The organism is Burkholderia orbicola (assembly GCF_900100915.1).
Lineage (GTDB): Bacteria > Pseudomonadota > Gammaproteobacteria > Burkholderiales > Burkholderiaceae > Burkholderia > Burkholderia orbicola.
In genome coordinates, this window is sequence record NZ_FNKW01000001.1 from 1,996,424 (window position 1) to 2,014,229 (window position 17,806).

The 17,806-nt window shown below is 69.3% G+C and carries 19 protein-coding genes; 4 read left to right on the forward strand and 15 right to left on the reverse strand.

The features are described from left to right. The first annotated feature begins 9 nt into the window (after positions 1-9). Positions 10-846: an FTR1 family iron permease gene (locus tag BLS50_RS09550; protein ID WP_027807839.1), complete on the forward strand. Its 837-nt coding sequence runs from the start codon at positions 10-12 to the stop codon at positions 844-846. 94 nt (positions 847-940) lie between these two features. On the opposite strand, the gene BLS50_RS09555 is transcribed toward BLS50_RS09550, so the two are convergent. The 9 genes from BLS50_RS09555 to BLS50_RS09595 all read right to left on the reverse strand — a co-directional run bounded on the left by BLS50_RS09555 (position 941) and on the right by BLS50_RS09595 (position 8,087). Beyond that, positions 941-1,159, reverse strand: coding sequence for a hypothetical protein (locus BLS50_RS09555; protein WP_006477594.1), 219 nt, complete (start codon positions 1,157-1,159; stop codon positions 941-943). Next, positions 1,159-1,626: a hypothetical protein gene (locus BLS50_RS09560; protein ID WP_011546385.1), complete on the reverse strand. Its 468-nt coding sequence runs from the start codon at positions 1,624-1,626 to the stop codon at positions 1,159-1,161. Before BLS50_RS09560 ends, BLS50_RS09555 begins: the two co-directional genes overlap by 1 nt. Positions 1,627-1,694: 68 nt before the next feature. Continuing rightward, positions 1,695-2,015: a helix-turn-helix domain-containing protein gene (locus tag BLS50_RS09565; protein WP_006477596.1), complete on the reverse strand. Its 321-nt coding sequence runs from the start codon at positions 2,013-2,015 to the stop codon at positions 1,695-1,697. Next, the gene (locus BLS50_RS09570; protein WP_027813298.1) at positions 2,008-2,373 is read right to left on the reverse strand and encodes a type II toxin-antitoxin system RelE/ParE family toxin; all 366 of its coding nucleotides are present in this window, start codon (positions 2,371-2,373) and stop codon (positions 2,008-2,010) included. The genes BLS50_RS09565 and BLS50_RS09570 overlap by 8 nt, the downstream gene beginning before the upstream one ends. A 130-nt stretch (positions 2,374-2,503) precedes the next feature. Next, complete coding sequence (glmS, locus tag BLS50_RS09575) at positions 2,504-4,321, reverse strand: glutamine--fructose-6-phosphate transaminase (isomerizing) (RefSeq protein WP_074802091.1); 1,818 nt, start codon at positions 4,319-4,321, stop codon at positions 2,504-2,506. Between the two features lie 54 nt (positions 4,322-4,375). Beyond that, positions 4,376-5,737, reverse strand: a complete 1,362-nt coding sequence (glmU, locus tag BLS50_RS09580) for a bifunctional UDP-N-acetylglucosamine diphosphorylase/glucosamine-1-phosphate N-acetyltransferase GlmU (protein ID WP_006477599.1) — start codon at positions 5,735-5,737, stop codon at positions 4,376-4,378. Positions 5,738-5,871: 134 nt separating this feature from the next. Next, positions 5,872-6,867 carry a tRNA 2-thiocytidine(32) synthetase TtcA gene (gene ttcA / locus BLS50_RS09585; protein ID WP_011694429.1) on the reverse strand — a complete coding sequence of 332 codons (996 nt, stop codon included), beginning with the start codon at positions 6,865-6,867 and terminating at the stop codon, positions 5,872-5,874. Beyond that, positions 6,864-7,268: a dihydroneopterin aldolase gene (locus tag BLS50_RS09590; protein ID WP_011546380.1), complete on the reverse strand. Its 405-nt coding sequence runs from the start codon at positions 7,266-7,268 to the stop codon at positions 6,864-6,866. Before BLS50_RS09590 ends, ttcA begins: the two co-directional genes overlap by 4 nt. Positions 7,269-7,343: 75 nt before the next feature. Continuing rightward, a complete protein-coding gene (locus tag BLS50_RS09595) occupies positions 7,344-8,087 on the reverse strand; it encodes an SDR family oxidoreductase (protein WP_053525185.1) in 744 nt (247 codons plus the stop codon). Between the two features lie 13 nt (positions 8,088-8,100). Between BLS50_RS09595 and BLS50_RS09600 the strand changes: the two genes are divergently transcribed. Together BLS50_RS09600 and BLS50_RS09605 are read left to right on the forward strand one after the other, a co-directional pair. Then, positions 8,101-9,291, forward strand: a complete 1,191-nt coding sequence (locus BLS50_RS09600; RefSeq protein WP_074802094.1) for a class I SAM-dependent methyltransferase — start codon at positions 8,101-8,103, stop codon at positions 9,289-9,291. A gap of 32 nt (positions 9,292-9,323) precedes the next feature. Then, positions 9,324-9,518, forward strand: a complete 195-nt coding sequence (locus BLS50_RS09605) for a DUF2905 domain-containing protein (RefSeq protein WP_006477606.1) — start codon at positions 9,324-9,326, stop codon at positions 9,516-9,518. A 63-nt stretch (positions 9,519-9,581) separates the two neighbouring features. Here the strand turns inward: BLS50_RS09605 and BLS50_RS09610 are convergent, their stop codons facing one another. The 6 genes from BLS50_RS09610 to BLS50_RS09640 all read right to left on the reverse strand — a co-directional run bounded on the left by BLS50_RS09610 (position 9,582) and on the right by BLS50_RS09640 (position 16,624). Next, entirely contained in the window at positions 9,582-9,803 is a 222-nt protein-coding gene (locus tag BLS50_RS09610; RefSeq protein WP_006484657.1) for a hypothetical protein, read from the reverse strand. A gap of 123 nt (positions 9,804-9,926) precedes the next feature. Further along, positions 9,927-10,835, reverse strand: a complete 909-nt coding sequence (locus BLS50_RS09615; RefSeq protein WP_074802097.1) for a carbohydrate kinase family protein — start codon at positions 10,833-10,835, stop codon at positions 9,927-9,929. Further along, positions 10,832-12,112, reverse strand: a complete 1,281-nt coding sequence (locus tag BLS50_RS09620) for an AGE family epimerase/isomerase (protein WP_011694428.1) — start codon at positions 12,110-12,112, stop codon at positions 10,832-10,834. The genes BLS50_RS09615 and BLS50_RS09620 overlap by 4 nt, the downstream gene beginning before the upstream one ends. Beyond that, positions 12,109-13,128 carry a LacI family DNA-binding transcriptional regulator gene (locus BLS50_RS09625; protein ID WP_011546374.1) on the reverse strand — a complete coding sequence of 340 codons (1,020 nt, stop codon included), beginning with the start codon at positions 13,126-13,128 and terminating at the stop codon, positions 12,109-12,111. The genes BLS50_RS09620 and BLS50_RS09625 overlap by 4 nt, the downstream gene beginning before the upstream one ends. A 387-nt stretch (positions 13,129-13,515) precedes the next feature. Further along, the gene (locus BLS50_RS09635; RefSeq protein ID WP_027809705.1) at positions 13,516-15,363 is read right to left on the reverse strand and encodes an EAL domain-containing protein; all 1,848 of its coding nucleotides are present in this window, start codon (positions 15,361-15,363) and stop codon (positions 13,516-13,518) included. A 229-nt stretch (positions 15,364-15,592) separates the two neighbouring features. Beyond that, positions 15,593-16,624 carry a bile acid:sodium symporter family protein gene (locus tag BLS50_RS09640; protein WP_074802099.1) on the reverse strand — a complete coding sequence of 344 codons (1,032 nt, stop codon included), beginning with the start codon at positions 16,622-16,624 and terminating at the stop codon, positions 15,593-15,595. A gap of 346 nt (positions 16,625-16,970) precedes the next feature. On the opposite strand from BLS50_RS09640, the gene BLS50_RS09645 reads away from it, so the two are divergent. After that, complete coding sequence (locus BLS50_RS09645) at positions 16,971-17,462, forward strand: peptide-binding protein (RefSeq protein WP_074802100.1); 492 nt, start codon at positions 16,971-16,973, stop codon at positions 17,460-17,462. Positions 17,463-17,806: the final 344 nt, after the last annotated feature.

Consider the following 17,806-nt stretch of genomic DNA (forward strand, 5'->3'; position numbering starts at 1 on the left):
GATACCGACATGCTGTCTACCGCCCTGATCGTCTTTCGTGAAGTGCTCGAGGCCGCGCTGGTGGTCTCGATCGTGATGGCCGCCACGAAGGGCGTGCCGCGGCGCGGCTGGTGGGTGGGCGGCGGGCTGGTCGGCGGCGTGGTCGGCGCCGGCCTGATCGCGGCGTTCGCCGACGTGATCTCGCAATGGGCTTCGGGCATGGGCCAGGAAGTCTTCAACGCAGGCGTGATGTTCGTCGCGACGCTGATGCTTGCGTGGCATTGCATCTGGATGAGCCGGCACGGCCGCGAAATGGCGCTGCACATGGGCGAGGTCGGCCGGGCGGTCGCGGCCGGCAGCCGGCCGCTGACCGGGCTCGCGATCGTGGTCGGCGTCGCGGTATTGCGCGAAGGCTCCGAGGCCGTGCTGTTCCTGTACGGGATCGCGGCGGGCGATCCGGGCCAGACGCCGCAGATGATCGTCGGCGGGCTGCTCGGCGTGCTCGGCGGGGCGGGGCTCGGCTACGCGATGTATGCGGGCCTGCTGCAGATTCCGTTGAAGCGCCTGTTCTCCGTCACCAACGCGCTGATCGTGCTGCTCGCCGCGGGCATGGCGAGCCAGTGCGTCGGCTTCCTGCTGGCGGCCGGCCTCGTGCCGTCGTGGGGCGATGCGGTCTGGGACACGTCGTGGCTGCTCAAGGAATCGAGCATCGTCGGCAAGGCGCTGCACACGCTGATCGGCTATACCGCGCGGCCGGCGGGCATCCAGATCGCCGCGTACGTCGCGACGCTCGTGGCGATCGTCGTGCTGACACGGCTCGTCGGCCGGCCGCAGCAGACGCTGAGGCCGCCGCACGCCGCTGCGTGAGTGGAGTGTTGCCGGGTTTCCGGGTTCGAATGAAAGAAGGGGCGTCATGGACGCCCCTTCTTTCATTTGCGGTGCGTGACGCGCCTGCGCTCGCTCAGCTGTGGTTGTCGATCCACGCGCGTGCCCATTCGAGCCCGGCATCGCGCGCGTCGTCTTCGGTGTCGAACACGCCGAGCACGCCCGACGCCTCGACGAGCCGGTTGTTCTGCGTGATCGTGCCGCTCGCCGCGAAGCGCTCGGGCTGCATGATCTCGTCCTGCTGCAGGATCGCGTGGCCCCAGATCTGGTAGCCGTGGTAGGTCTGCGCTTCCATTATCGAGTCACCTCCGCGGAGCGGCCGTGCGTGCCGACCTGCAGCACGTTGCCGTCCGGCGTGTATTGACGCGGGATGTCGGAGAAGGTGAGCGCGCGCGTCGCGTCCGGCGCGGCCGGCTGCATCACCGTGAGACGCCCGGGCGCCGGTTGCGCGACGGGGCGCGGGGCGGCACGGGTTTCGGTCGCGGTGGCGGCCGGGCGGTGCGAGCCCGCTTTCACGGCCTGCGCGACGCGGCGCTTGGGCGGTTTCGCGGCTGCTTTCGGCGTGGCGCTCGCGTGCTTCTCCGCGCTCTTGCCGGTGCGCGCGTCGGCGCCCGGGTGGGCAGTCGGCAGACGGGCATCCGGCGTACGGGCTGCGGGCTGCCGCGCCTCGGGCGGGTTCCAGACCTCGACATAGTGCTCGGCGGCCCAGCCTGTCGACGCGAACGTCAGCGCCAGCAATCCGCATCCAAACAGTCTTACCATTGTCTCTCCGTCATATTCGTTGCGGCGCGTCCGGTCGGGGCCGTGCAGGGGCATTCGGGGAAGCCGGCTCAGGAGAACACCTCGAGCCCGTGTTTCTCGACGATCTGGAGCATGCGCGCGGCGATGCCGCTCGGCCGCTTGTCCCCCTGTTCCCATTGGCGGATCGTCGACGTCGTCGTGTTCAGGTAGAGCGCAAACACGCTCTGGCTGACGTTGACCGACTTGCGGATGCGGGCGATCGCTTCCGGATCGAACTGCGGCGCGGCTTCGATGCAGAGATCGTCGTATTCCCGCATCGTCTTCTTGTCGATCAGTTGCGCACGATACAGGCCGGACGCGGCGCTGTGGATCGCCTCCGTCGCATCGCTCTTGAATCGACTCTTAGCCATTGCAAATCTCCACAAGCTCTTTCAGTGCGACCAGCGTCGCGATGTCGCTGTCGGTGTGTCGACCCACGTCCGCGGCGAGCTTTCTGAACGCGCGCAGTTCGCATGCGTCGATGTCGTCGCGGTCGCATTTCGCGAACAGGAACACGAACACCCACGTGTGCCCGACCTTGCCCAGCACGATCCCGCGCTGCCGATTGCCGTCGAGGCGCTTTTTCCAGACGTTGCCGCCGAGATCGACGCCCTGGCCGCGGGCCAGTTCCCGCACCGCGCGGCAGAGTTCGCCATCGGCGATTCCCGCTTTCCCGGCTGCCTTGTGAAACCACTTCGTCTTGAAGACGCGTCGTACGGAAGCAGACATGTCGAGCCGATCGAGTTAGCACAGGATTATATACCACTACGTGGTACATATTTCGACCTGGCCAAACGGCCTGCCTCACACCCGCAAGCGGTCGGGAGGGCCCGGCGAGGGGCCCTCCCGTCGCCGCGTATTACTCCACCGTCACCGATTTCGCGAGGTTGCGCGGCTTGTCGACGTCGGTGCCGCGCGCACACGCGGTGTGATACGCGAGCAGCTGCAGCGGCACGACGTGCAGGATCGGCGATAGTTGCCCGTAGTGCTCCGGCATCCGGATCACGTGCAGGCCGTCGTCGTTGACGATCTGCGTGTCGGCATCGGCGAACACGTACAGTTCGCCGCCGCGCGCACGCACTTCCTGCATGTTCGACTTCAGCTTTTCGAGCAGCGTGTCGTTCGGCGCGACCGTGACGACCGGCATCGCTTCCGTGACGAGCGCGAGCGGCCCGTGCTTCAGTTCGCCGGCCGGATAGGCCTCGGCGTGGATGTACGAGATTTCCTTCAGCTTCAACGCGCCTTCGAGCGCGATCGGGTAATGCAGCCCGCGGCCGAGGAACAGCGCGTTTTCCTTGCGCGCGAATTCCTCCGACCACGCGATGATCTGCGGCTCGAGCGCGAGCACGCTGTTCAGCGCGGCCGGCAGATGGCGCAGCTCCTTCAGGAATTGCGCTTCCTGCGCGGCATCGACGTGCCCGCGCAGCTTGCCGAGCGTCGCGGCCAGCACGAACAGCGCGACGAGCTGGGTCGTGAACGCCTTCGTCGATGCGACGCCGATCTCGGTGCCCGCGTGCGTCAGGAACTGCATTTCGGTCAGGCGCACCATCGCGCTCGTCGCGACGTTGCAGACCGCGAGCGTGTGCGTGTGGCCGAGCGACTGCGCATGCTTGAGCGCGGCCAGCGTATCGGCCGTCTCGCCCGACTGCGAGATCACCAGCACGAGCTGGCGCGGGTTCGGCACCGACTCGCGATAGCGGTATTCGCTGGCGATCTCGACCTGGGTCGGGATCTTCGCGATCGATTCGAGCCAGTACTTCGCGGTGAGGCCCGAGTAGTAGCTCGTGCCGCACGCGAGGATCAGCAGGCTGTCGATGTCCGCGAACGCGGCGGGCGCGGCGTCGCCGAACAGCGTCGCGTCGAAGGCTTCCGTCTGCGGCACCGTGTCGCCGATCGCGCGCGGCTGCTCGAAGATTTCCTTCTGCATGAAGTGGCGATAGGGGCCGAGCTCGACCGCGCCGCCGTATGCGCTGACCACGCGGATTTCGCGCTGCGCGGTGGCGCCGTGGCGATCGACGATCGTCACGCCGTCGAGCGACAGCTCGCATACGTCGCCTTCCTCGAGGAACGTGAAGCGGTCGGTGCTGCCCGCGAGCGCGAGCGCATCGGACGCGAGGAAGTTCTCGCCGTCGCCGTGACCGACGACGAGCGGCGAACCCTGGCGCGCGCCGACGACGGTGTGCGGCTGGTCCTTGTGGATCACCGCGATCGCATACGCGCCGTGCAGCTGCTGCACCGCTTCGCGCACCGCGTCGAACAGGTTGCCGCGGTACAGGCTGTGCACCAGGTGCGCGATCACTTCGGTGTCGGTCTGCGACACGAATTCGTAGCCCTTGGCTCGCAGCGCGTCGCGCAGCGGCTCGAAATTCTCGATGATGCCGTTGTGCACGAGCGCGAGCGCGTTCGACGAGAAGATCGGGTGCGCGTTGTGCGTGACGGGCGCGCCGTGGGTGGCCCAACGCGTGTGCGCGACGCCCGTCGCGCCTTCGAGGTGCGTGTCGCGCACCTGCGTGTCGAGATCGGCGACGCGCGCGACGCTGCGCGCGCGCTTCGGTGCGCCCGGCTCGAGCACGGCGACGCCGCACGAGTCGTAGCCACGGTATTCGAGGCGCCGCAATCCTTCGATCAGCACCGGAACGATATTACGTTGCGCAACTGCGCCGACAATGCCGCACATGAATGGTCAATCCTGTCAGTCGAAGCGGGCGCCGCGTGGGCGCCCGCAAAAGGTTCAGCTCTTCTTCTTGACCGGGCGGACGTAGCCGCTCTTCGCGGTCTGCGTCTTCTCGTTCAACGCGAGGACGCCCTCGGCCACGTCCTTCCAGATCGTCGTGCCGGCGGCGATCGTCACGCCGCGGCCGACGCGCACGGGCGCGACGAGCTGCGTGTCGGAGCCGACGAACACGTCGTCCTCGATCACGGTGCGGAACTTGTTCGCGCCGTCGTAGTTGCAGGTGATCGTGCCCGCGCCGATGTTCACGCGCGCGCCGATGTCGGCGTCGCCGATGTACGTGAGGTGGTTCGCCTTCGAGCCGTGGCCGATCACCGCGTTCTTCACCTCGACGAAGTTGCCGACGTGCGCTTCGTCCGCGAGCTGCGCGCCGGGGCGCAGCCGCGCGTACGGGCCGATCACGGTGTGCGCGCCGAGTTCGGCGCCGTCGATGTGCGTGAACGCGTCGATGCGCGTGCCCGCGCCGACCGACGCGTTGCGGATCACGCAGTTCGCGCCGATCGTCACGTTGTCGGCGAGCGTCACGTTGCCTTCGAACACGCAGTTCACGTCGATCGACACGTCGCGGCCGCAGCGCAGCGTGCCGCGCACGTCGACGCGCGCCGGATCGGCGAGCGTGACGCCGTCGACGAGCAGCGCGTCGGCGACGTTGCGCTGGTGAATGCGCTCGAGCTCCGCGAGCTGCGCCTTGCTGTTCACGCCGAGCGTTTCCCATTCGTCGTCGGGCTGCGACGTGACGACCTCGAAGCCGGCCTCGATCGCGAGTTCGACGACGTCGGTCAGGTAGTACTCGCCCTGCGCGTTTTCGTTCTTCAGCGCGCCGAGCCACATCGAGAGCTGCGCCGTGGGCGTGACGATGATGCCGGTGTTGATCTCGGCGATCTTCAGCTCTTCCGGCGACGCATCCTTCTGCTCGACGATGCGCGTGACGAAGCCGGACGCGTCGCGCACGATGCGGCCGTAGCCGGTCGGGTCGTCGAGCGTGACGGTGAGGATGCCGTAGCGGCCGTCGCGCGCGGCATCGACGAGACGCTGCAGCGTCGACGCACGGGTGAGCGGCACGTCGCCGTACAGCACGAGCGTCGGTTGCGCGGGATCGAGGAGCGGCAGCGCCTGGCGCACCGCGTGGCCGGTGCCGAGCTGCTCGGCCTGCACCGCGAACTGGACGTCGGGTGCGGCGACCGCGGCCTGAACCTGCTCGGCGCCGTGGCCGACGACGACGACGAGCCGGGACGGCTGCAGCGTGCGCGCGGTGTCGATGACGTGGGAGAGGAGCGGCCTGCCGGCCAAGGGGTGAAGCACTTTCGGCAGCGCGGAACGCATGCGCTTGCCGGTGCCTGCCGCCAAAATCACGATATTCATGGCGCGCGCGTGGGTCAGAGTTCGAAGCCGTCCATTTTAGCATGCGGCCCTTGTCGCTCCGGGCCTGTCGCGGCGGGGCGACAACGCCGAAACGAGGCCGCCGGCCCCGGTTTCGGCGGGTGTTCCGGCCCTGCTTACAGGTCGTCGAACTGGACGATCGAGATCGGTTGGGCGGCGCCCGGCGCCGCCGCGTCGTCACCCGATGCGCACGGTTCCTCGTCGAACGCGATGTCGCCTTGCGGATCGGCTTCGCCCGTCGCGCGCAGCGACTGGAACGGGTATAGCGTCGTGTCCATCAGGTGCGACGGCACGACCTTCGCGAGCGCGTTGAACATGTTGTCGACGCGGCCCGGGAAGCGTTTGTCCCATTCGCGGATCAGCGCCTTCATTTCCGCGCGCTTCAGGTTCGGCTGGCTGCCGCACAGGTTGCACGGGATGATCGGGAATTCGCGCAGCTCCGCGTATTTCTCGAGATCGGTTTCCTTCACGTACGCGAGCGGGCGGATCACGATGTTCTTGCCGTCGTCCGACTGCAGCTTCGGCGGCATTCCCTTCAGTTTGCCGCCGTAGAACATGTTCAGCAGCAGCGTCTGCACGATGTCGTCGCGGTGATGGCCGAGCGCGATCTTGGTCGCGCCGAGCTCGCCGGCCACGCGGTACAGGATGCCGCGGCGCAGCCGCGAGCACAGCGAGCAGGTCGTCTTGCCTTCCGGCACGAGCCGCTTGACGATGCTGTAGGTGTCCTGGTTCTCGATGTGGAACGGCACGCCGACCTGCTTCAGGTATTCGGGCAGCACGTGCTCGGGGAAGCCCGGCTGCTTCTGGTCGAGGTTCACCGCGACGATGTCGAAGTCGATCGGCGCGCGCTCGCGCAGGCGCAGCAGCACGTCGAGCATCGCGTAACTGTCCTTGCCGCCCGACAGGCACACCATCACCTTGTCGCCCTGCTCGATCATGTTGTAGTCGCCGATCGCCTGGCCGACCTGGCGCACGATCCGCTTGAACAGCTTGTTGTTCTCGTACGCTTCCTTCTGCTCGCGGCGCGTCAGCGCGGGGCGGCCGGCCGGCGCGGCGGCGTCGTCCAGCGTGGCGGCGTCGGCCGCCGTGTCGTTCATGTGGGGGGCGTTCATTGGCGCTCCTCGTCCTTGATGCGAAAGACTTCGACGCCGACGGCGTCGCAGTCCGGATAGGCGTCCGGTTTCTCGGTACGGACACGTACCGCGCGCACGGTATCGTGCGCCAGCAGGTGCGCGGCGATCGAATCGCACAGCGTTTCCTGCAGGTGGATGTGGCCGCGCGCCAGGCTCTGCGCGACGCTCTGCTTCATCAGGTCGTAGTCGACGACTTCGTGCAGCCGGTCGTCGACGGGGGTGGACAGCGCGAGCGGCACGAACAGGTCGATGTTGATGACGACGCGTTGCTCGCCGCGCTTCTCGTGTTCGAAGGCCCCGATGTTGATGTGCACCTCGTAGTCGCGCAGGTAGAGCCTGCGGCAATCCGCGAGGCGGGGGTGCAGGAGAGCGGAAAACATGGTCGTCCCAGTCAAATTGGCGTGCGCGCACGCAAAGCGGCGCGGGCGGCGGCGCTCAGGCCGCACCCGCGCGGTTCATTCATTCGGGCCGGCGGCGGGCGGCACCAGGTGCTCGCCGCCGTCGACGGTCAGCGTCGCGCCCGTCACGCCGGGCGCGCTCGCGAGATAGCAGGCGGCCGCCGCGATGTCGTCCGCGTGCGGCGCGTGGCCGCGCACGAGCGCCGCGACCCGCACCTTCGGTGCGAGCGCCAGCGCGAGCGCCGACGTCGCGCGGTTCAACGCGGCCTGCATCAGCGCGTGCGACAGCTGCGCCGGTGCCGGGTGAAACAGGGCCTGATCCAGCACGTGGATCGCGCACGCGCGCAGCGTTTCGTCGTCGCGTGCGGCATCGGGCGTCGCATCGGCGAGCGCGCGGGCCAGCGCGAGCGGCGCCGTCACGTTGCGGGCGAGCGCGGCGGCGAGCGACGCGCCGTCCACCGTGTGCGCGTCGTCGGCGCCGGCGCTGGCGCTGACGAACACCGCGCACGCGGGCCGGCCGAGCGCTTCGCCGCACGCGGCGACGAGGGCCGCGGCATCGGCTTCCAGGGCCGGATCGGCGTCGAGCACGGCCGCGCGGCGGCCCAGCGCCGCGACTTCGGCGACGAGTGCGTCGGCGGCCGCGCGCGGCGCGCCGTGGCTGCGCTGCAGCGCGACGTCCCAGCCGCGGCGGGCGAAACCCGTCGCGAGCGCACGGCCGATCGACGCGGCGTCGGCCGCGCTGCCCAGGGCGCCCGTGACGAGCACCACGCGTGGGGTCGACGTATCGGCTGAAACGGTCATTTACAATGCCGGGATGAACCCGAAAGCTCACGAACCCGCTAGTCTACCTGCTCCCGGCCCTGACGCGCTCGCGCAGTCCGAAACCCTCGCCGCGCAACTGCGCGACGAGATCGCGGCGGCCGGCGGCTGGCTGTCGTTCGACCGCTTCATGGAACGCGCGCTGTATGCGCCGGGCCTCGGCTATTACAGCGGCGGCGCGCGCAAGTTCGGGCGCCGCGCCGACGACGGCAGCGACTTCATCACCGCGCCCGAGCTGTCGCCGCTGTTCGCGCAGACGCTCGCGCAACCGGTGGCCGAGGCGCTCGCGGCGAGCGGCACGCGCCGCGTGATGGAATTCGGCGCCGGCACCGGCAAGCTCGCGGCCGGGCTGCTCGCGGCGCTCGACGCGCTCGGCGCCGAACTCGACGAATACCTGATCGTCGACCTGTCCGGCGAGTTGCGCGAACGGCAGCGCGACACGATCGAAGCCGCGGTGCCGGCGCTGGCCGCGAAGGTGCGCTGGCTCGACGCGCTGCCCGAGCGGTTCGACGGCGTCGTGGTCGGCAACGAGGTGCTCGACGCGATGCCGGTGCGCCTCTTCGCGAAGGCGGATGGCGCGTGGCGCGAGCGCGGCGTCGCGCTCGACGCGCGGCACGCGTTCGTGTTCGACGACCGGCCGGTCGGCGCGGCCGGCCTGCCGGCGGTGCTCGCGGCGCTGGACGTCGGCGACGGCTACGTGACCGAAACGCACGAGGCCGCGCTCGCGTTCACGCGCACCGTCTGTACGATGCTCGGCCGCGGCGCGGTGCTGCTCATCGACTACGGTTTTCCCGCGCACGAGTACTACCATCCGCAGCGCGACCGCGGCACGCTGATGTGCCACTACCGTCACCACGCGCACGACGATCCGTTCGTCTACCCGGGCCTGCAGGACCTCACCGCGCACGTCGAATTCACCGGCATCTATGAGGCGGCGGTCGCCACCGGCGTCGACTTGCTCGGCTACACGTCGCAGGCGCGCTTCCTGTTGAACGCGGGCATCACCGACGCGCTGGCCGCGATCGACCCGTCCGACATCCGCGCGTTCCTGCCGGCCGCGAACGCGGTGCAGAAGCTGATCTCGGAAGCCGAGATGGGCGAGCTGTTCAAGGTGATCGCGTTTTCGCGCGGGATCGACGGCACGCTCGACGCGTTCGCGCGCGGCGACCGCTCGCACGCGCTCTGACGGGCCAGGGCCTGTTTCCATATGGAACGCACATGCTCCGCTGGCTATTGACGACGTTCATCGCGGTGATGATCCTGACGCGCTGCTGGCCGTGGCTCGGCAAGCTCGGCATCGGGCGGATGCCGGGCGACGTCACGCTGACGCTGGGCGGGCGGCGCTACCCGTTCCCGTTCATGTCGACGCTGGTGCTGACGATGCTGCTCTCGATGGTGGCGCGGCTGCTCTGAGCCGAAGACGGCGCGGCCGGGCCGCGGCGCGCGCATGACAGTTCGCGCGTTACAGCTCGCGCGTTACAGCTCGATTTCGCCGAGGATCCGGTGCGCAAGCGCCTTCGCTTCCTCGAACGCTTCTTCCTCGCTCGAACTCGTCGTGTGAACGTCGTAGCGCATGTTCTCCGTCTCGTCGCCGTCGTCCCGCGCGAGGATCACGTAGCCCTGAAACTCGCCGTTGTCCGCGCGGTGCGTATGCGCCTTGGCCGTATAGATGCCTTTGGTGAACGTGTTCGTGTCCATCGTGCTCTCCCGCGAAAAGGACACTTCATCGTAGCACTGCGGCGCAACATGTACAGCGCCGCTTATCGGTGACCGATCGGCGATCGGCCACCGTACTGCCGGCGTCGTTCCTTCAACGTCCCTTCATCCTTCGAGCAGCGCGACGACCTCGTCGAGCGTCGGCGCGTGCGCGCCCGTGTGCCGGCACGCGGCGGCGCCGGCCGCCACCGCGAACGCGAGATGCTCGCGCCAGCCGCGCTGCGGCGCGGCCATCAGGCTGAACAACAGGCCGCCGATCGACGCGTCGCCCGCGCCGACGGTGTCGGCCACCTCCACGCGCGGCGGGCTGGCTTCGTGCACGTCGCCGTCCGCGTAGAGCGTCGCCGTCTGCGCGCCGCGCGTGACGAGCACCGCCGCCCGCGGGTTCAGCGCGCGCACGGCCGTGATCGCGTCGGGGCCGTCGCCGCCGAACAGGTGCCGCAGGTCTTCGTCGGACACCTTGATCAGGTCGGCTAGGGCGGCCATCTTCTCCAGCGTTGGCCGGTACGCGGCCGTCATCAGGTTCCGCACGTTCGGATCGAAGCTGATCTTCACGCCGCGCGCGTGCAAATCGGCCGCGAGCGCGGCCAGCGTGCCCGCGAGCGGCTCGCGCACGAGGCTGATGCAGCCGAAATGCGCCCATTGCACGTGCTCGGTCCAGCCGGCCGGCAGACGCGCCGGGTCGAACGCGAGATCCGCGCTCGCTTCGCCGATGAAGAAGTACGCGGGCGGGCGCGTCTCGTGGACGATCGCGAGCAGCGGCGGCCGCGGGGCCCGTTGCAGGAAGCGCAGGTCGAGGCCGGCCGCTTCGCTCGTGTGCCACAGCACGTCGGAGAAGCAGTCTTCGCCGATCGAGCCGGCGAGCGCGCTCGGCACGCCGAGCCGGGCGACGGCGCGCGCGACGTTCCAGCCGGCGCCGCCTGGCACCGACGTCCACTGCGCGTCGCCCGCGCGCACCATGTCGGTCAGGATGTCGCCCGCCGACACGAAAGCCGGAAACGTGCCGCCGCTCATTGCGTCGGCTCGCTGCGTTGCGTGCGCGCGAGGGTCGCGAGCACGTCGTAGCAGGCGCCCATCGTGTGATAGTCGGTCTTGCCGGCCGGGCTCTTCTCGTCGCTGTACTTGCGGTTGTCGCAGGTGAGGATCCGGTACCACGCGCCGTAGCGGTGATCGACGAAATGCGCCCAGCTGTAGCGCCAGATCTCGTCGTACCAGTCCCAGAAGCGTTCGCTGCCGGTGCGCGCGCCGAGCATCGCGGCCGCCGCGAAGGTTTCCGCCTGCACCCAGAAATACTTGTTGTGGTCGCAGATCGTGAAGTCGGGGCCGAAGCCGTAGCAGAGGCCGCCGTGATCGGCGTCCCACGCGTGCGTGAGCGCCGCGTCGAACAGCTCGGCCGCGCGCGGCGCGAGCCAGTCGAGCGGGCGGTGCCGCTCGAGGATCAGCAGCAGCTTCGCCCATTCGGTCTGGTGCCCGGGCTGGAAGCCCCACGGCCGGAAGATGTTCGAGCTGTCTTCCTTGTTGTAGTCCCAGTCGACCGACCAGTCCGCATGGTAGTGCTCCCACACGAGGCCGCCCGACAGCGCGGCCTGGCGCTGCGTGATGTGCGAGGCGAGCTTTTCCGCGCGATCGAGGTACGTGAGGTGGCCGGTCGCCTCGTAGGCGGCGAGCAGCGCTTCCGTCATGTGCATGTTCGCGTTCTGGCCGCGATACGACGACACGATCCAGTTCGGCGTCGCGTCGTCCGCATACAGGCCCGCGGCCGCATCCCAGAAGCGGTGCTCGGCGAGCTCGTAGGTGGCCGCGATCAGCGGGCGCGCTTCGTCGATGCCGGCCATCGTCGCGTGCGCGGCCGCGAGCAGCACGAACGCGAGCCCGTAGCAGTGGCGCGTGCCGTCGAGCGTCGCGCGCTTGCCGCCGTCGCGCCAGTCGAGCTCCCAGTCGTAGCCCTGCAGCGCGTCGTCCCAGTGCGCGTCGCGCAGGAAGCGCAGCCCGTGGCGCGCGTAGTCCAGGTGGCGCGGATCGCCGAAGTGGCGGTACGCCATCGCGTAGTTGAAGACGAACCGGCAGGTGCTGACGAGGTGGCGCGACGTGCGGTTGTAGATGCTGCCGTCGTCGCGGAAGTAATGGTAGAAGCCGCCCGTCGGGTCGAATGCGTTGGTCGCGTAGAAGCGCAGCGTGTCTTCGATGTGCGACAGCAGGAACGACGGATCGCGGAAGCTCGCGACGAACGGTACGGCGGGCGTGTGGGCGGCCGGCGCGGCCGTGCAGGGTTGGACCGGGGGCATGTTCATGATTCGGTGGCCGTTACGGTATCGAGTGCCGGGGAGCCGGCGGGCTGGCTGCTGGCCCGCACGATCAGCTCGACGGGCAGGGAAATCTCGGTGCGCTCGGGCGCGTCGGCGAGCAGCAGCTCGACGCCGCGGCGGCCGAGCGCTTCCTTGTCGACCGCGAGCGTCGTGAGCGGCGGGTTCGCGTGCGCGGCGGCCGGGATGTCGTCGAAGCCGACGATCGCGATGTCGTCCGGAATCCGCAGGCCGCGCGCGATGCATACGCGCTGCGCGGCCAGCGCGGCCGCGTCGTTGTATGCGAACACGGCTTCGGGCCGCGGGCCGGGCGCGTCGAGCAGTTGCTCCATCGCACGCGCGGCGCCCGTGTCCGGGTCGAGCCCCGCGTCGATCGTCACTTCGTACGCGGGATCGAACAGCCGCCCGGCTTCGAAGAACGCGCGCCGGTAGCCGATCGCGCGCTGCGCGATGCTGTAGTGCGCGGCCGAGCCGCCGATGAAGGCGATCCGCGAGCGGCCGGTGGCGAGCAGATGGCGCATCGCGAGCGCCGCGCCCGTCGCGTTGTCGATGTTGACCGAGCGCAGCCCGGGCGCCCACAGGTCGATCAGCACGAGCGGCCGGCCGGTGGCGGCGAGCGCCTCGATCGTCTCGGGCTCGATGAAGCCGGCGACCGCGATCGCGTCGGGCGCGTGCGGGCGCATCTGGCGCAGCACGTCGTCGTTCGGGCCGACCGTGAGCAGCGTCGGCACGATGCCGCGCTCGCGGCACGCGTCCTCCACGCCGTGCAGCACGTGCGAGAAGAACGGGCTCGCGGGAAAGCGGTTGTGCTGGCGGTGCAGCAGGAAGGTGAGCCGGCGGATGCGCGGCCGCAACTGGGCGGGATCGTAGCCGAGCTGCTGGGCGATCCCGACGATGCGCGCACGCGTGGCTTCGGACAGGCCGGGCTGGTTTTTCAGCGCGCGGGAGACGGTGCCGATCGAGACCTCTGCCGCCCGCGCCACATCGCGAATGGTCGTACCCATCGTTCGGGGTCCGGTTTGTTTAGGTTGAAAGCGATTGTATAGTAAAACGGATGGCGGAATTCGGGCCGGATAACCGGGGAATACCCGCGAATAACGGGTTTTTAAGCGCTAATCTGCGAAAACGCCGTTACTAAAAATACTAAACAAAACGCGAAAAAGGCAAGGTGGGGGTGCGGGTGTCTGGCGGGGCGGATGGCGCCCGCCGGAAAGGCAACAGCGCGGCTGCGGGGCAGGGGCGAGCATGAGGGCGCGGCGCCCTTGGCCTGCGCGCGTGACGACGACGTGCCGTTGCGCAACGGCCGAATCTTGCGCCGCCTCGCATCGGCCCCGTCGCACGATGCGCAGGTGCTTCCGTGTTCCGTGCATCCCCGGCGACTAGCGCGCCGTTCAGCCCGCCCCCGCCACCGCCACGGCCGGCGGTTCGCCGCGATCGCGCAGCGCGGCGCGGCCGGCATCGAGATCGACGACCGCGAGCCCGTCCGGCTGCTGCTTCGCCCGCCGCTTCGCGAGCGCCGCGACCGACGCGATCTCGTCGCTGCCGTAGCGTTTCGCGCCGTGCGCGCCGGCCGGCACGCCGACCGCGCCGATCGCCATCGTCACGAAGCCGAAGAACGCCGGATTGCCGTGGCGGTCCTCGCCGCGCAGCCCGCCCGCCTGCCGGTCGACCTGCGTGTAGAAGAGTTGCGCGCCGTCGTTGAAGCGCGCGATCGCGTCGGCGGCGCGCTCGCGCCAGTCGTCGCGCTGGAACAGCACGAGGAAATCGTCGCCGCCGACGTGGCCGAGAAAGTCGCGTTGCGGATCGCACACGCCGGCCAGCACCGTCGCGGCGAACTTCAGCACTTCGTCGCCCTGCCAGTAGCCGTACTGGTCGTTGAACGGCTTGAACTGGTTCAGGTCGACGTAGCACGCGTGAAAGCCGGCGTCGCGCTGGAGCAGGCGGTCGATGTGCGCGCTGATCGGGATGTTGCCGGGCAGGAAGGTCAGCGGATTCGCGTAGCGCGCGGCCTCGATGCGCATCTCGGTCACCGCGCGTACCAGGCTCTCGCCGGTGCCGAGCCCGACATAGCGGCCGTGCTCGGTGATCACGAAGCCGTCGGCGAGATAGCGCTGGTCGTGGCTCGCGAGCAGCATCGCGAGCTGCTCGAAGGTGGTCGCGTTGTCGATCATCAGCGGCGCGTCGTTCGCGAACTGCAGGCACGGTTTCTTGCCGAACACCTCGCGGTGATACGGCAGCGCGAAGCGGTCGATGAAGCCGCGCCGATTCACGAGCGCGACCGGCCGCCCGCGTTCCACGAGCGCGACCGCGTGCAGGTCGGGCATCCGGTTGAACAGCTCGAGCACGTCGTTGCTGGTCGCGTCGCGCGGCAGCGCCGGGGCGGGCACGAGCATCTTCCCGGCGATCGTGCCGGCCGGCCGCACCGCGCGCGTCACGCCGGGAAACACCGCGATGTGCGGCGCGCGGATCGCGTCGCGCGCGGCCGGCGCGACCACCCGCGACGGCTGCGCGTTCGGCCGGCCGAGCAGGAAGCCCTGCACGCAGCAGATGCCCATGTCGCGCACGACGATCAGGTCGCATTCGTTCTCGATGCCTTCCGCGATCAGCTTCGCGCCGCTCGCCTGCGCGAAGTGCTGCATCGCTTTCACGGCTTCGAACTTGAGCGGATCGCGCGCGATGTCGTGGATGAAGAAGCGGTCGATCTTCACGACGTCCGGATGCAGGCGCAGCCACAGGTTCATGCTGGCGTTCGCGGTGCCGTAGTCGTCGAGCGCGAACTGGATGCCGGCGTCGCGCAACGATGCGACCGCCGGCCCGATGTCCGCGAGATCGGGAATCGCGTTCTGCTCGGTGAGCTCGATCACGATGCGCTCGGCGCCGATCCGCGCGCGGCCGAGGAATTGACGTGCGCGCTCGCGTTCGCTGGCGAGCGTGAGGATGGTGCCCGCGCTGAAATTGAGGAACAGCTTGCCGTCGCAGCCGAGCGCCGCGAACGCGTCGAGGCAGGTGAGCGCGGCGGCCCGTTCGAGCGCGATGGTTTCGCCGTCGCGCGCGGCCTGCGCGAACAGCGCGGCGGGCGGCTCGAGTTCGGTGCCGCGCGGGCCGCGGATCAGCCCTTCGTAACCGATGACCGTCCCCGACCCGAGGTCGACGATCGGCTGGAACACGGCGGCGAGCGCGCGTTCCGCGATCAGGCGCGTAGTGCGGGCGACAGCGGAATCGGAGGGGAGCGCGGGCATGGGTGAGGGCAGCCGAATCGACGGGACGCCCGGCTTAACGGCACCGCTCGCGGAGAATTGAATGAAGATTTCGTGACACGAGGGGGCGTTGCCGGTGCATCGCGCCGGGCCCGCGCGGGCGCGTGGTGCGAAGGGGCGGACGGGAAGCTGCGTGTGAAAGGCGGAGGGCCGGGTGCGGAAGGCGGGAGGCGGAAGGCCGCCACCGGCGGCCCTCCTGCCCCCCGACGCGTCAGCGCTTGCCCGTGCTCAGCGCACCCGACGCGGCTGCCGCGTCGCTTTCGTCGTGCTCGCCGCTCGTGTCGCGTGCGCCCCAGCGCTGCGCGAGCGCCGCGCACGCCATCAGCTGGATCTGGTGGAACAACATCAGCGGCAGCACGATCGCGCCGACCGCGTTCGCCGAGAAGATCACCTTCGCCATCGGCACGCCGGCCGCGAGGCTCTTCTTCGAGCCGCAGAAGATGATCGTGATCTGGTCCGCGCGGTTGAAGCCGAGCCGCTTGCTGACGAACGCGGTCAGCAGCAGCGCGATCGCGAGCAGCACGAGGTTGACGACGAGCAGGCCGCCGAGCGCGCGCGGCGGAATCTGGTGCCACAGCCCTTCGTTGACGGCCTCGCTGAACGCGACGTAGACGACCAGCAGGATCGAGCCCTGGTCGACGAAGCGCAGCACGCCGCGATTGCGGTCGATCCAGCCGCCGATCACGGGTCGCAGCAACTGGCCGGCGATGAACGGCACGAGCAGCTGCATCACGATGCTGCCGACGGTGCTCCACGGCGACGCCGCGGCGGCCGACTGCGACGTGATCATCAGCCCGACGAGCGCCGGCGTGACGAAGATCCCGAGCAGGCTCGACGCGGAGGCCGCGCACACGGCGGCCGGCACGTTGCCCTTGGCGATCGACGTGAACGCGATCGACGACTGGACCGTCGACGGCAGCGTGCACAGGAACAGCACGCCTGCATACAGCGTCGGCGTGACGAGCGGCTGCAGCACGGGTTTCAGCGCGAGGCCGAGCAGCGGAAACAGCGCGAACGTGCTGAGCAGCACGACCGCGTGCAGCCGCCAGTGCGTCGCGCCGGCAACGACGGCTTCGCGCGACAGTTTGGCGCCGTGCAGGAAGAACAGCAGGCCGACGGCGAGGTTGGTCGCCCAGTTGAACGCATGGGCGGCCGGGCCGCGGCAGGGCAGCAGGCTCGCGAGCACGACGGTGCCGACGAGCGCGAGCGTGAAGTTGTCGGGCAGAAAACGGGGACGGGCCATCGGGAACTCGATTCGGAAATGGCGAAGGCGCGCGTCGCGCGCGCGGATGGCGTTATTGTCCCGGTTGGCGATTCACTACACAAATTCATTGTGCGAATCGATTGATGAACCGATTGCATGAGGCGGCGGCGGCCGCCGTTGCCCGGCCGCACTCCAAACGGCAGAAGAATGTTCTGTCGCGACCGCCCGCCGAAGCGAAAAAACCTAGCAGTAACATGGTGTTACACCGATGCCGGCGACATAACACTTTTTGGCTCGACACTCTTTCCCCCCGCCCATAAATTACTGCTGAAAGCCTTGGGTCGGCCGAAAGGAACCGACGGCGGGCGTCGATGGGCACGGAACGATGACGGAACGGGTGAAACGGAAGATCGGACGATGGGTGGCAGGCGTGCTCGGCGCGCTGCTGATGCCGCTCGCGCTCGCCCAGCCGCCCCATGGCGGTCACGGGTTCGGCGGCCACGGCTTCGGCGGCGGCGACATGCGCGCGTACGGCCAGCAGGCCGGCGGCCCCGGCCCGGGTCCCATCTGGCGCCGTGCTGCGCCGCCTGCCGGCGTGCGTCCCGGCGGCGTGAGCGGCTCGGGCTCCCGCTGGGGGCTGCGCCCGACGCCGTCGTACGGCCATTACGCCGCGCAAAGCCCGTATCGGCCGATCAGCGCCGAAGTCCGCCAGATGCCGCGCCCGCCGGGCGGCGGCAACGTTCCGCTGCGGGCCGGTTCGATCCGCGCCGACGTCGCCCGCTACAACGAGGAGCGCGGCGGACGCCCGATGCCGCCGCCCCGCTCGCAGGAAGAGCCTGCACACTCGCCTTCTTTCTCCCCGTTCTACCGAAACTGAGCGCCTCGGCGCTCGTCCCCTGGCCGGCTGATGCGAATTCGCCACAGTCGCGCGCAGATTTCCGCTGATTTTCCGACCGCATTGCGCTATCTTTCGCGCCCGGTACGCGTATGCCACGCCGCCGCCCGCCCGCGCGACCGCGCTTGCGCCGGGCCGCTGCCGTGCGTCCGGCCATGGATACATTCCGCGAAGTTAATGCCGGCGCTATACCCGCAATAAGTGTGCGCAATTTTGACCGGACGAATGATCCGTAAAGATGGCTGCGCCCCATACGACGCAAGCACTCGGCTCCAAACAACAACGCTCGCGCCACTTATCGACTATCCGACAAAACCTGGAGATCC

Excerpts from the sequence above, each read along its gene's own strand:
- BLS50_RS09590 (WP_011546380.1), bottom strand. The coding sequence starts at position 7,268 with ATGTTTTCCGCTCTCCTGCACCCCCGCCTCGCGGATTGCCGCAGGCTC.
- glmU (WP_006477599.1), bottom strand. The coding sequence starts at position 5,737 with ATGAATATCGTGATTTTGGCGGCAGGCACCGGCAAGCGCATGCGTTCC.
- BLS50_RS09595 (WP_053525185.1), bottom strand. The coding sequence starts at position 8,087 with ATGACCGTTTCAGCCGATACGTCGACCCCACGCGTGGTGCTCGTCACG.
- glmS (WP_074802091.1), bottom strand. The coding sequence starts at position 4,321 with ATGTGCGGCATTGTCGGCGCAGTTGCGCAACGTAATATCGTTCCGGTG.
- BLS50_RS09610 (WP_006484657.1), bottom strand. The coding sequence starts at position 9,803 with ATGGACACGAACACGTTCACCAAAGGCATCTATACGGCCAAGGCGCAT.
- BLS50_RS09560 (WP_011546385.1), bottom strand. The coding sequence starts at position 1,626 with ATGGTAAGACTGTTTGGATGCGGATTGCTGGCGCTGACGTTCGCGTCG.
- BLS50_RS09565 (WP_006477596.1), bottom strand. The coding sequence starts at position 2,015 with ATGGCTAAGAGTCGATTCAAGAGCGATGCGACGGAGGCGATCCACAGC.
- BLS50_RS09640 (WP_074802099.1), bottom strand. The coding sequence starts at position 16,624 with ATGGCCCGTCCCCGTTTTCTGCCCGACAACTTCACGCTCGCGCTCGTC.
- BLS50_RS09600 (WP_074802094.1), top strand. The coding sequence starts at position 8,101 with ATGAACCCGAAAGCTCACGAACCCGCTAGTCTACCTGCTCCCGGCCCT.
- BLS50_RS09620 (WP_011694428.1), bottom strand. The coding sequence starts at position 12,112 with ATGAACATGCCCCCGGTCCAACCCTGCACGGCCGCGCCGGCCGCCCAC.
- BLS50_RS09555 (WP_006477594.1), bottom strand. The coding sequence starts at position 1,159 with ATGGAAGCGCAGACCTACCACGGCTACCAGATCTGGGGCCACGCGATC.
- BLS50_RS09570 (WP_027813298.1), bottom strand. The coding sequence starts at position 2,373 with ATGTCTGCTTCCGTACGACGCGTCTTCAAGACGAAGTGGTTTCACAAG.
- BLS50_RS09615 (WP_074802097.1), bottom strand. The coding sequence starts at position 10,835 with ATGAGCGGCGGCACGTTTCCGGCTTTCGTGTCGGCGGGCGACATCCTG.
- ttcA (WP_011694429.1), bottom strand. The coding sequence starts at position 6,867 with ATGAACGCCCCCCACATGAACGACACGGCGGCCGACGCCGCCACGCTG.
- BLS50_RS09645 (WP_074802100.1), top strand. The coding sequence starts at position 16,971 with ATGACGGAACGGGTGAAACGGAAGATCGGACGATGGGTGGCAGGCGTG.
- BLS50_RS09635 (WP_027809705.1), bottom strand. The coding sequence starts at position 15,363 with ATGCCCGCGCTCCCCTCCGATTCCGCTGTCGCCCGCACTACGCGCCTG.
- BLS50_RS09625 (WP_011546374.1), bottom strand. The coding sequence starts at position 13,128 with ATGGGTACGACCATTCGCGATGTGGCGCGGGCGGCAGAGGTCTCGATC.
- BLS50_RS09550 (WP_027807839.1), top strand. The coding sequence starts at position 10 with ATGCTGTCTACCGCCCTGATCGTCTTTCGTGAAGTGCTCGAGGCCGCG.
- BLS50_RS09605 (WP_006477606.1), top strand. The coding sequence starts at position 9,324 with ATGCTCCGCTGGCTATTGACGACGTTCATCGCGGTGATGATCCTGACG.